This window comes from Halosolutus sp. YCN4, assembly GCF_059736495.1.
In genome coordinates this window covers 101,224-113,566 of sequence record NZ_JCASSM010000004.1, presented here as the reverse complement: position 1 = coordinate 113,566, position 12,343 = coordinate 101,224, and the positions used below count along the sequence as shown (strand labels likewise).

General features: G+C 63.6%; 10 protein-coding genes, 1 tRNA gene and 1 pseudogene. 9 read left to right on the top strand and 3 right to left on the bottom strand.

From position 1 onward, the window contains the following. The first annotated feature begins 418 nt into the window (after positions 1-418). The 8 genes and pseudogenes from AC6I6X_RS15275 (at position 419) to AC6I6X_RS15240 (ending at position 9,128) form a co-directional block, all read left to right on the top strand. Positions 419-1,720 carry an ABC transporter substrate-binding protein gene (locus AC6I6X_RS15275; RefSeq protein ID WP_497931407.1) on the top strand — a complete coding sequence of 434 codons (1,302 nt, stop codon included), beginning with the start codon at positions 419-421 and terminating at the stop codon, positions 1,718-1,720. Between the two features lie 8 nt (positions 1,721-1,728). Beyond that, on the top strand, positions 1,729-2,613 hold the full coding sequence (locus AC6I6X_RS15270) for a branched-chain amino acid ABC transporter permease (RefSeq protein WP_497931406.1): 885 nt from the start codon (positions 1,729-1,731) through the stop codon (positions 2,611-2,613). Beyond that, a complete protein-coding gene (locus AC6I6X_RS15265; RefSeq protein WP_497931405.1) occupies positions 2,610-3,848 on the top strand; it encodes a branched-chain amino acid ABC transporter permease in 1,239 nt (412 codons plus the stop codon). Before AC6I6X_RS15270 ends, AC6I6X_RS15265 begins: the two co-directional genes overlap by 4 nt. Continuing rightward, complete coding sequence (locus AC6I6X_RS15260; protein ID WP_497931404.1) at positions 3,845-4,612, top strand: ABC transporter ATP-binding protein; 768 nt, start codon at positions 3,845-3,847, stop codon at positions 4,610-4,612. The genes AC6I6X_RS15265 and AC6I6X_RS15260 overlap by 4 nt, the downstream gene beginning before the upstream one ends. Next, the gene (locus tag AC6I6X_RS15255; protein ID WP_497931403.1) at positions 4,609-5,325 is read left to right on the top strand and encodes an ABC transporter ATP-binding protein; all 717 of its coding nucleotides are present in this window, start codon (positions 4,609-4,611) and stop codon (positions 5,323-5,325) included. The genes AC6I6X_RS15260 and AC6I6X_RS15255 overlap by 4 nt, the downstream gene beginning before the upstream one ends. A gap of 2 nt (positions 5,326-5,327) precedes the next feature. Then, a pseudogene (locus AC6I6X_RS15250) lies at positions 5,328-6,937 on the top strand (long-chain fatty acid--CoA ligase). Continuing rightward, positions 6,930-7,697, top strand: coding sequence for an SDR family NAD(P)-dependent oxidoreductase (locus AC6I6X_RS15245; RefSeq protein ID WP_497931402.1), 768 nt, complete (start codon positions 6,930-6,932; stop codon positions 7,695-7,697). Before AC6I6X_RS15250 ends, AC6I6X_RS15245 begins: the two are co-directional and overlap by 8 nt. Before the next feature lie 189 nt (positions 7,698-7,886). After that, positions 7,887-9,128 (top strand): acyl-CoA dehydrogenase family protein, encoded by a 1,242-nt coding sequence (locus tag AC6I6X_RS15240; RefSeq protein WP_497931401.1) that lies wholly within the window; start codon positions 7,887-7,889, stop codon positions 9,126-9,128. Between the two features lie 111 nt (positions 9,129-9,239). Here AC6I6X_RS15240 and AC6I6X_RS15235 read toward each other — a convergent pair whose 3' ends face one another. The 3 genes from AC6I6X_RS15235 to tatA all read right to left on the bottom strand — a co-directional run bounded on the left by AC6I6X_RS15235 (position 9,240) and on the right by tatA (position 11,241). Further along, on the bottom strand, positions 9,240-10,469 hold the full coding sequence (locus tag AC6I6X_RS15235; protein ID WP_497931400.1) for a polysaccharide deacetylase family protein: 1,230 nt from the start codon (positions 10,467-10,469) through the stop codon (positions 9,240-9,242). A 393-nt stretch (positions 10,470-10,862) separates the two neighbouring features. Then, positions 10,863-10,935, bottom strand: a tRNA-Arg gene (locus AC6I6X_RS15230). A gap of 9 nt (positions 10,936-10,944) precedes the next feature. Beyond that, positions 10,945-11,241 carry a twin-arginine translocase TatA/TatE family subunit gene (tatA, locus tag AC6I6X_RS15225; protein WP_497931399.1) on the bottom strand — a complete coding sequence of 99 codons (297 nt, stop codon included), beginning with the start codon at positions 11,239-11,241 and terminating at the stop codon, positions 10,945-10,947. Positions 11,242-11,831: 590 nt separating this feature from the next. Between tatA and AC6I6X_RS15220 the strand changes: the two genes are divergently transcribed. Continuing rightward, the gene (locus AC6I6X_RS15220; RefSeq protein WP_497931398.1) at positions 11,832-12,308 is read left to right on the top strand and encodes a redoxin domain-containing protein; all 477 of its coding nucleotides are present in this window, start codon (positions 11,832-11,834) and stop codon (positions 12,306-12,308) included. Positions 12,309-12,343: the final 35 nt, after the last annotated feature.

Sequence of the window (12,343 nt, the reverse complement as noted above, 5' to 3'; positions counted from 1 at the left end):
TTCTGATAACTTCGGAGTGAACAGGTCGTACTCCGCTCTTAGGGTATTTTCACGTCTATTGAATCGGTTCTCCGACGTGTCTATGGTAACGAAACGCCGATACGTAATATATAGGTTCGAAATCCGTACGTTCAAATAAATATAGTATCGATTACAATACGGTCCGTAGACGTTACTTCATTTCTCGGCGGTCGGGACCGTCGGACCTGGGGCCGCGTAAGAGTGGCGATGTCGGCGCCACTAATGTAAAGAAAACAGTATGTATATTTTCTGTAGTTCGAAATATGACACTACCTGCTCAATCGATATACGCGGGAAAGTACGGAATTCCGATCGATAGTTCCCCCAGTAATATAATATTATAAACATAATCTATTTATATGGTCATTTCACAGTTGGCCATGTGACTTACAATACCATGGAAGGGTCAAACACGGGTAACACGTCACGGATCGAAACGAGCGGCGCCGGCCTCGATCGGCGATCGTTCCTGAAGACGACGGCCGTCGGCGCGGGGTTGACCGCGGTTGCGGGGTGTCTCGGAGGGGACGGTGGGGACGGAATCTCGCTCGGTGCGATGTACATCACTTCGGGATTCGCCTCACTCTACGGCGAAGAAGCGACGCAAGGATTCGAACTCGCCGTCAGCGAAATCAACGACGACGGTGGGATCGACGGCGAAGACGTCGAGGTGATCCCTCGGGATACCGAAGCGGACGCCGACACGGCGATCCGACAGCTCCGAAGCCTGATCGAGGAGGAGAACGTCGACGGATTGTTCGGACTGGACAGCAGTGGCGTCGCCCAGTCGCTGGCTCCGCAGATCGCCGAGATGCAGATGCCGTTTATGGTCACCCACGCCGCGACGCCGTTCCTGACGTCGCCGGAGGGCGAACACGAGAATTCGGTCGGCAACGACTACGTGTTCCGGTGTAGCAACAACCTCGCCCAGGATATGTACGGTGCCGCCCAGACAGCCACGGAACTCGACGCGACCGAGTGGGCGACGATCGGCCCTGACTACGCGTTCGGGTACGAGACGTGGGACTACTTCCAGGCGTTCACCGAGGGCCTCGGTGCCGACTTGGAGTTTACCGAGGAGCAGTATCCGGGCCTCGAGACGGGTGATTACTCGCCGTATATCAGTTCGGTCATGGACGCAGCACCGGACGGCGTGATTACACCGCTGTGGGGCTCGGACCTGACCACTTTCCTCGGCCAGGCTGAAGACCGAGGCTGGTTCGACGAGATCGAGTACACGCTGTTTAGCGTCGGCATGGGAACTGACCTCCCTTCCGACGGTTCGCCACTCCCGGAGGGACAGCACGTGTCGACGCGGTACGATCCCTTCGTGCCGGACACTGAGGAGAACAACTCGTTCCGCGAACGGTACGCCGACGAGTACGATACGCTCCCGACGTACAACGCCGAAGGTGCGTATCGGGCGGTCTACCTGTACAAAGAGGCGATCGAATCGGCCGGATCCACAGATCCCGATTCGCTCGTGGAGACATTCACCGGGATGGAACACTCGGGACCGGTCGGCGATTACCAGTTCAACGAGGAGACGAACCAGGCGACTGTGGCCTCGATCTGGGGCACGGTTAGTTACGACGACGACTGGGAAAGCAACGTGCTCGACCCGGTCGAGCGCTACGAGATTACGCCTGAGGAAATCGACGACGCGCTCGGCGACTCCGATCTCCCTTCGGGGGTGTGAGACGCTCGATGAATACGCCCGCGTTTATCGGCCTTTCGGACGTCGTTATCGGGTTGAGCCTCGGGAGTCGATTGTTTCTGATCGCCGTCGGATTGAGCCTGATATTCGGCGTTCTCGGCGTCCTCAACTTCGCACACGGTGCGTTCTACATGATCGGTGCATACGTCGCGCTCGCCGTGACGAACCAGTACGTCGGTAACTTCTGGCTCGCCGTCGTCGTCGGGGCGACGGCAGTCGGCCTGATCGGCGTCCTCATCGAGGTCATCGCCATTCGGCCGCTGTACGGTCGACTTGAAGGCGAACTCGACCAACTGATCGTCACGTTCGGGTTCGTCCTCGTCATTCACGAGGGTGTCCGGTCGATCTGGGGGTCCCAGCCCTATCGGATGGCATACCCCGGCCTCCTCGACTTCTCCATTCCGATCGGCGGCAGCACGTTCGTCGCGTACCGTCTGTTCGTCATCGGGGCGGCGCTCGTCGTGATGGTCGGCCTCTGGGTGTTCATCACGAAGACCTACTTCGGCGCGCTCGTGCGCGGGACGTCGTCCGATCGCGAGATGGCCTCGATGCTCGGCGTCGACGTTCCGCGGCTGTACACGGCGGTGTTCTTCGCCGGCAGCTTCCTCGCGGGACTCGGCGGGGCGCTCGCCGCGCCGATGCAGTCGATCAGTCCGGCGCTCGGCGATCAGGTCATCATCGACGCGTTCATCATCGTCGTCATCGGCGGCCTCGGCTCGCTGTCGGGAGCGTTCGTGGGCGCGATGCTCGTCGGCATGATGCAGGCGATGGGCCCGAAATTCATCGCAGCGGGGTCCATCGCGATCCCGTTCGTCGCGATGGTACTCGTCCTGCTGGTTCGGCCGGAAGGACTCTTCGGAGGGTTCGGCGAATGAGAACGCAAGAAGACAGCATCAGTGGACGGATCGAATCGTTCGGTTACGAGGCCGTACGGAACGGCTGGACCACAGAGCGGTTCGTACTGCTCGGACTGCTTGGCCTGTTCCTGGCCGGGTTCGGCCCCTCGTTCCAAGTGTACCTGCTCACCGAGTTCCTCATCATCGCGCTATTCGCGCTCGCGTTCAACCTGTTGTACGGCTACACCGGCCTCCTCTCGTTCGGTCATGCGCTGTTCTACGCCGGGGGCTCCTACGGGCTCGCAATCTTCATTACGGAGCTACGGCCGGAGGTCGCCGACGCGGTCGGCAGCGGTCTCGCGCCGCTGGTGACGTTCGCCGGCGGCGGCCTCTTCGGAGTCCTGCTGGTCCTCGCGATCGCGATCCCCGTCGGCTGGCTCTCCGTCCGCCTCGAAGAGATCTACTTCGCACTGATCACGCTCGCGTTCGGCATGCTCGGCTACTCGCTCATCATCCAGGATCCCGGGGGACTGACCAACGGAACCGACGGGCTCCTCGTGCTGCTCGGCACGATCGAACTCGGCGGACTTGAGATCAGACTCGGCGATCGGCAGACGTACTACTACTTGACGCTCGTGACGGTACTCGCGTCGTCGTACGCGATCTGGCGAATCGTCCACTCGCCGTTCGGGACGATCTGCAAGTCGATCCGCGAGAGCCCCGACCGGGCGGCAGCCCTCGGCGTCGACGTTCGGTACCACCGCTGGATGACGTTCATTCTCTCGGCCGTGTTCGTCGGAATCGCCGGCGTCCTGATCGCGGGACTCGTGAGCGTCGCCTCGCCCACCCACTCCCACTGGACCCAGAGCGCGACTCCAGTCGTCGCCACCGTCATTGGCGGCGCGACGTACTTCGGCGGCCCGATCATCGGCGCGTTCGTCTACCTGTACGTGCGCTGGGGGATCAGCCGCTTCGGCGCGCTCGAGGCCTACTGGGAGTTTTTCTTCGGGCTCATGCTCATCGTCGTCGTCCTCTACTTCAAGGAGGGCGCTGCCGGTGGCCTGATCATGCTCCGCGACTGGCTCCGCGAGGTGCAGTCGGTGTACGAACGCGACGGCACCGACGCCGCGATCGCGTTCGTCCGCGACTCGATCGCCACGAAACTCCGGGAAGCGAAGGACGCGATCGTTTGGAACGTCGAGCGAGTCGTTGCGAAAATCCGATCGGCGTGGAATCGCGTGCGCTCGATCGGTCACGGAGGTGCGACCCGATGACGACCGTCCTCAAAACCGAAGACCTGCGCAAACAGTTCGGCGACCTCGTCGCAGTCGACGATGTCTCGCTCGAGATTCACCGAGAGGACGTCACCAGCATCATCGGCCCGAACGGGGCCGGGAAGACGACGTTCTACAACCTACTGACGGGCGTTCTCGAACCGACGGCCGGGTCGATCTGGTTGCGGAGAGACGGCAAACTCCGGGACGTCACCGACGCCCCGCCACACGAGGTCGCACAGTGCGGCCTCTCGCGGTCCTACCAGATAACGAACGTCTTCGAGGGGCTGACGGTCCGCGAGAATCTGCAGGTCGCTCGGATCAGCCACGACGGCAGAACGATGGACTTCCGGTCGCTTGTGGCCGCAGACGAGCAACTCAACGCGGACGTTGACGAGTTGCTCGACCTCACGGGCCTCACGAATATCTCGGAAACGCCGTGTGACGAACTCAGCCACGGCGAAAAGCGGACCGTCGAGATCGCGCTCGCGCTCGCGATCGAACCGACGGTGTTCCTACTCGACGAGCCGACGGCCGGAATGAATCCGAGCGAGACGAAGGAAATCGTTTCGCTCATTCACGAACTGAACGAGGACATCGACGCGACGTTCGTCGTGACCGAACACGACATGGACGTCGTCACTGACATCTCTGACCGGATCGTCGTTCTCGCCGAGGGCGGGGTACTGGCCGACGGCGACCCCGAGGAAGTCCTGGCCGACGAACGCGTGACGGAAGCCTACCTGGGGAGTGAAGCAGTATGACGGTACTCGAACTCGACGACATCGACACGTACTACGGAAACAGCCACGTCCTCCACGACGTCTCACTCGATCTCGCGGAGGGCGAAGTCGTCGCGCTGCTCGGCCGCAACGGCGCCGGGAAGACGACGACGATGCGATCGATCATGGGCGTAACGCCGCCACGCCGTGGATCGATCGTCTACCGGGGCGAGGACATCGTCGGCCTTACGCCGGACGAGATCAACGGACGGGGGATCACCCTCGTCCCCGAAGACCGGCGGGTGTTCCCGACGCTGACGGTGCAGGAGAACCTCGTTCTCGCGCACAAACTCGCCGCCGACCCGAAACCGGTCGAGGAGATGTACGACCTGTTCCCGATGCTCGACGATCTGCGGTCGAGCAACGCCCAGAACCTGAGCGGCGGCGAACAGCAGATGCTCGCCGTCGCTCGTGCACTGGTCCAGCGACCGTCGCTGCTGTTGCTCGACGAACCGACCGAAGGGCTCGCCCCGGTCATCGTCGACGACCTCCGGGAGATGCTCCAGGACGTCGTCTCCCAGGACGTGACCGTCCTGCTCTCGGAGCAAAACGTCGCCTTCGCGTTCGAACTGGCGACCCGCGGGTACGTCATCGACACTGGGCAGATCGTGTTCGACGGATCGATCGAGGAGATCCAGAACCGCGAGGATCTCCTCGAGAAGTACCTCGCAGTCTCACCCGAAGAAGTCGTCTGACAATGACAGCGCTGACGCTCCGGCCGTTCTTCTGGCGGCCGACGAACCTGTTTCCGAAGAATCGAATCGTCTCGCGAACCCACGTTGGCATCACCGACTACACCTACGACGCGTTCGGCGATCGTGTCCGATCGCTGGTTGCCGCGCTGTCCGCCCGCGGATTCGGGCAGGGCGATCGGATCGGGACGTTTGGCTGGAACCACCACCGGCACTTCGAAACGTACTTCGGGGTGCCGCTGTCCGGGGCACAGTTGCACACCATAAACGTCCTGCTCGGCGACGACGACATCGTCCACATCGTCGAGGACGCGGGTGACGATATCCTGTTCGTCGATCCGGGCGACCCCTTCGAGACGATCGAGCGACTCTGGGCCGACCTGCCCTCGAGCGGGTCGTCGTCATGGACGACTCGGTGCCCGACACCGACGTCGACGCGATCGCCTACGAGGACCTGCTCGGGGAACATGACCCGATCGCGGACGACGAGTTCCCCGATCTCGAAGAGGACCTGCCCGCGGGGATGTGCTACACGTCCGGAACCACTGGGCGGCCGAAGGGCGTCGAGTACACCCACAAGATGATCTACGCCCACGCGATGATGGTAATGACGCCCGCGGGGCTGAACATCGCCGAGGACGACGTCGTGATGCCTGTCGTCCCGATGTTCCACGTCAACTCGTGGGAGTTTCCCTACGCAGCGACGATGGCTGGCGCGACCCAGGTTTACCCCGGCCCGTCGCCCGAACCGGCCGACTTGCTCGACCTGATCGAGCGGGAGGACGTCACGATGACCGCTGGCGTCCCGACAGTCTGGATCAACCTTCTGGAACACGTCGACGAACACGGGGGCGACCTCTCCAGCCTCGACCGGATCGTCGTCGGCGGGAGCGCGGCCCCCGAGGGTGTCATGCGCCGGTACGAGGACGAATTCGACGTCATAATGGAGCACGCGTGGGGGATGACCGAGACGATGAGCATCGGTTCCGTCTCCCGGCCTAAATCCCGGATGGCGGACTGGGACCGCAGCCGGAAGTACGACAAACGCAAGAAACAGGGGCTGCTCTCTCCGGGACTCGAGATGTGCGTCGTAGACGATGCCGGCGAGGAGATCAAGTGGGACGGCCAGGCCGTCGGCGAACTCTGGGTTCGCGGCCCGACGGTCGTCTCCGAGTATTACAATCGGCCAGAAGCCACCAAAGCCGATTTCGAGGACGAGTGGCTCAAGACCGGCGACATCGTCTCGGTCGACGAGGACGGGTACGTCGAAATCGTCGACCGGGCGAAGGACGTGATCAAGAGCGGTGGCGAGTGGATCTCCACGATCGAACTCGAAAACGCACTGATGGCCCACGAAGAGGTCGTCGAGGCGGCGGTGATCGGCGTCCCCCACGAGAAGTGGCAGGAGCGCCCGCTCGCCTGCGTCGTGACTGCGGAGGGAGCCGACCCGGACGAGGACGAATTAGCGTCCCACCTCGCAGACGAACTCGACCAACCCGATTGGTGGCTTCCCGACGAGATACGGCCCGTCGAGTCGATCCCGAAGACGGCCACCGGCAAGTTCGACAAGAAAGGATTACGCGAACGGATCGACGTGGTGTTGACTGATGAGTGATCTCTTCGACCTCTCCGGACGAGTCGCACTGGTGACCGGTGGCGGACGCGGAATCGGGCGCGCGATCGCCGTCGGACTGGCGAACGCGGGGGCAACGGTCGTCCCCGTGGCCAGATCGACGGCCGAAATCGAGACCGTAGCGGATCGAATCGAGGACGACGGCGGCGATGCGCTGGCCATCTCCGCTGACGTGACCGATCCGGACGCCGTCGCGGACGCCATCGATCGAACGACAGACGCGTTCGGCGGCGTCGATATCGTCGTCAACAACGCCGGGTTCAACCCGGACGACGCGCTCGGTCGCCCGGAAGACGTCTCGACGGCGAGCCTCGATCGGGTGCTCGACGTCAACCTGAGCGGTGCCTACGAGGTGACGACGGCCGCCGCCGAGGCCCTCCTCGAGAGCGACGGCGGAGCGGTGATCAACGTCGCCAGCGTCGGCGGGCTTGTCGGACTGCCGCGCCAGCACCCCTACGTCGCCTCGAAGCACGGCCTCATCGGCCTCACGAAGAGCGTGGCGATCGACTGGGCCCCCGACGTGCGGGTCAACGCGATCGCACCGGGCTACGTCGCGACGGAACTGACCGACGACCTCCGGGACAACGAGGGACTCCGACAGTCGATCATCGACCGGACGCCGCTCGATCGGTTCGCCGATCCCGAGGAGATCGCCGGCCCGGCGGTCTTTCTCGCGAGCGACGCGGCGAGTTACGTCACCGGCGAGGTGGTCGCGGCCGACGGTGGCTGGACGGCACGGTAGGGATTTCGGCCTCGATTCTCCCATCGAGAGCCGATACCGGGTTCTTCCACCGGACGGAATCTGGTCCGTTATATTAACATCGTAAGCCAAGATAGTACTCATAGGAACCATATATAAATATATTGGGTATCAGAATTACCGAGTGGGAACGGCAGATATACCTTTCGAGCGCGCGAACGAGGAGAGCATATGCGATACGATGACTCGGAGCAGGCCCAGGAACTCGCTCAGCGCGCACGCGAATTGATGGAGGAAGTCGTCCTCCCGATGGAGCGAGAGCGTCCCGGTGGGATGGCCGTCTCGAGCGGGACGATTACGAAACTCCGCGAAGCCGCACGCGAGTACGACGTCTACGCGCCACAGATCCCCGAGGAGCACGGCGGGATGGGAATCGACTTCCGCGACGCACTCCCGGTCTTCGAGGAAGCCGGCCGGAGCCTGCTCGGCCCGGTGGCGATGCGCGTCGACGCGCCGGACGAGGGGAACATGCACCTGCTCGAACTCGCCGGGGACGACCTCCAGAAGGAGCAGTACCTCGATCCCCTCGTCGCGGGCGACATCAGATCGGGGTTCTCGATGACGGAACCGATGCAGGGGGCCGGCTCCGATCCGAAGATGATCCAGACCACCGCCGAGAAGGACGGCGACGAGTGGATCATCGACGGCCACAAGTGGTGGACGACCCAGGGTGTCGAGGCCGACGTTCTGTTCGTCCTGGCCCGGACCGACGAGGACGCTCACCCCTACCAGGGGTGTTCGATCTTCATCGTGCCCGCGGACGCCGACGGCGTCGAGGTCGTCCGAAACGTCCCACACATGGGTGGTGGCGCACACGGCATCTCGCACGCGGAAATCGTCTACGACGACGTCCGCGTTCCCGAAGAACACCTCCTCGGCGAACTGAATCGGGGGTTCGTCCACGCCCAGGAGCGACTCGGCCCCGCGCGATTGACCCATTGCATGCGCTTCTCGGGGATGGCCCAGCGATCGCTCGACATCGCGAAGGCCTACACGAGCGAGCGGCAGGGCTTCGACTCGGCGCTGTCGGACAAGCAGTCCATCCGCCACCGCATCGCCGATGCCGAGACGCGACTGCACGTTGCCCGGACCGCGATCCGCGACGCGGCCGATCGGATCAGCGCCGGCGAGGAAGCACGGGTGCCCGTCTCGATGTGCAAGGTCTTCACCGCCAACGTCACCCAGGACGCGATCGATCTCGCCGTCCAGTGTTGCGGGGCGAACGGTATCGGCAAGGATCTCCCGCTGTCGGACTTCTACGAGTCGGTCCGCCAGTTCCGCATCGTCGACGGGGCCGACGAGGTCCACCGCCGGGTCATCGCCCGCCACGCCTTCGACGACGTCGACGAGGCGGAACTCGAGCCCGTCACCCGGTTCGGTCAGCCGAACAGACGGTCCGGCGCCGGTCACTGACGTCCCGGTACGGGCGGCGCGATACCGTTTCCGACGACAGATCGGTCGCCGGTCACTGACGTCCCGGTACGGGCGGCGCGATACCGTTTCCGACGACAGATCGGTCGCCGGTCACTGATTCGGCCGATAGCGGTACTCCGCCGACAGGTCCTCGGGCGTGACGATCGAGAGGTCGCCGGCCGATTCGTGCTCGACGATTCGATCGACGAGGTCCACGAGCACGGCTTCCGAGTCGGCGTCGAGTTCGTGAAAGACGAACGAGGTGATTCCGCCACGGGCTACCGTCAGGTCGATCGCGTCGCGGGCCGTCTCGGCGTCGGGATGGACGACACGCGGGATCCGGTGTGGATCGGTGACGTGACCGTGGGCGACACCGCCGCCCGCAAACGCGAGATCGTGATATTCGGCGGCGAGGCCGTAGCTCGCCGCGTCGTACTGGCCCGCCGGATACGAGAAGTATCGCGCACCCTCGTCGTAGCCGTTCGCCGCGAGCCACCGCACTGCGCCGTCGACGTCGGCCCGCGCGTCGGCCACGTCGGTGAGCGCGAGTCCGCGGGCCGCGTGACTCCCGATCGTCCAGCCGGCGTTCGCGAGCGTCTCGACCTGTGATATCGTCAACCGGTCACCCTCGTGACGCGGGTTCGTGCGGAGCCGATCGGGCGTGACGAACGTCGTTGCGGGGACGTCGTGCTCCGCGAGAATCGGGAGGGCCCGCGTGGAGTCCGTTTCGTACCCCCCGTCGAAGTGGACCATCACCGCCCCCGGATCGGGCCGGGGAACGAAGTGGAGGTCGTCGATCCACAGGTCGGACGGCCCGTCACCGGTGTGTCGCAGTATCTCGATTCGTCTCACCTCGTCTATGGACGGCTCACCGACGACGCGATCGATCCCGAACTGCCGGCGATCGAACGGCAGCCCGCCCACGACGCGCGTTCGGTACTCGACGAAGTCACCCGCCGCGTCGTGCAGCCGCAGACGCAGGACGAGGTCCCGTTCGGCCGCGACCGCCAGTCCGGGCGCGTATCCCGTCACGTCGAGCGGCTGGCCCGGAGCGTAGACGACGCTGACTCGATCGGCGGTCTCGCTCGTCGTGACCCGACCCGACTGCGATCCCGAGACGGCCCGCTCCCCGTCCGCCTCGAGCGATCCACCCGCGACGAGCCACTCCTCGAGCGTCTCGAAGTCGTCGTAGGTACCTGCCTCGACGGCCACGGGATCCGCGTCGGCGTCGAAATCACTCGTCCCGTCGGTGGTCTCGTTCCCTCCCGCATCGCCACCCGTCCCCAGACAGCCACCGATCGAGAGCGTTGCCGCCACGGCAACGTATCTGCGCCGTTTCATTCGGTTAGGGAATCACCCACCGAGAGATGGGTTAGTAATGCGTCTGCTACAGCGATCAGCTCCTCCGGCACCGAATCGGTCGGCGATCGCTCCGGACGTTCGTGACTCTCCCGGAGATCGATCGGCTCCGGTGCTCCATAACCCGTCCGATCGATTCGATGCTCGCGGCGATCGGTGACTGTGCGTGGACGGGATTCGAACTACGCGAAGACGTGCTCACTTCGTTGCGCGCGTCTTCTCTCGTTCGAATCTCCGGGCCCGTTCGCTCGTCGCGTCCGCTCCTCGCAGAACGGGCGTGACGGGATTCGAACCGCGGTCGTTCCGCGTTCGCTTCACTCCCTGATTCGACTCCCGCACGATCAGTTATCGGCTTCGCTATCGCTCACCCGATAACGGGCGTGACGGGATTCGAACCCGCGATCAGAAGGTTAGGAACCTCCTGCCCTCTCCGCTAGGCCACACGCCCCGGAAAAACTCAGTTGGTTTCCGTTTCGGTCTCGGTTTCGGTCTCTTCCTCGCTGGTGACCGGTTCGGTGTCGACGAAGTCGTCTTCTTCCTCGTCCTCTTCGAATCCGGATTCACGCATCTCTTCGAGTTCCGTTTCGACCTTTTCACGCCCCTTCTGGAATTCACCCATCGCCTCGCCGGTCGAGCGCGCCAGTTTCGGGATTTTGTTGGCCCCGAACAGCAAGATGGCGATGAAAAGGATGATCAGCAGTTCCGGACCCCCGGGTGCGCCGGGGATGAACAGCGGTGCAATTTCGGCTACCATCTCTATGCGTGGCTTACCGACTGGCAATTATAACCTTTTTGGAGCGAGCAGCCTGACACTACCCGAATCAAACACCTTCCGCCCTGAGAACAAGGTCTCTCGACGACTTTCGGGTCGACGCACCACCCCGATTATCGCCGTCCTATCGACTCCCTTTCAGGTGCGATCCCGGGCCCGGAAGCGGCCTGAACGGTCTGCCGTCGGGCGATCCGATCGCCACAGCGGTCGGTCAGACCCAGTTCTCGTCGCTCGTGCGCCTCGTCTCGCGACAGGCGTAACACAATCCCAGTCGTTGATCCGTGGCCGATCGCTTCTTGTGGCCACAGTGTGTGCCCTCTCGGTCGTCGGGTTCGACCGGTCGCCGGTGACGTCCATTGGTTACCATACCCTGGTGGATATGACCCAACAGACGGCCTTCAGTCTCGTCCCTGAAATCGTCGGCGTGATACCTTCCTCCGGGTTGCCAGGCCCCTCCTCTGACTCACCGGTCCCGATACGTCCGGCCCGGATGGTGAATCGATCGGCGGCCCGCCGGGCGCGTTGTTCCGCGAACGAAACTGTCTTTCCGAGTTACCCGTAATGATCCGACGATGGTAACCACTGGCGACGACGCTCCGGACTTCACCGCACCGCTTGCAACCGGCGACATCGAGTCGTTCACCCTCTCGGACCGCCTCGACGAGGCCCCGCTCGTCCTGGCGTTCTTCCCGGGCGCGTTCACCAGCGTCTGTACCACCGAGATGTGCGAGTTCCAGGACCGCCTCGCGGCGTTCGACGACCTCGACGCGACCGTCTACGGGGTCAGTCGCGACTCCCCGTTCACCCTGAACGAGTTCCGCGCGCAGAACGACCTCGAGTTCGGCCTCATCAGCGACTACAACAAGGAGATCGTCGACGACTACGACGTCGAGATGGACTTCGCCGACCTCGGCGTCTACGGCGTCGCCAAACGATCGGTGTTCGTCGTCGACGGCGGCGGCGAGATTTCCTACGCGTGGGTCAGCGACGACCCCGGCGTCGAACCCGAGTACGACGAGGTCGAACAGGCGGTCGCGGACGCAGCCTGATCGCCGGCGTCGCAGGGCTTTTTTAGCCGGCAGCC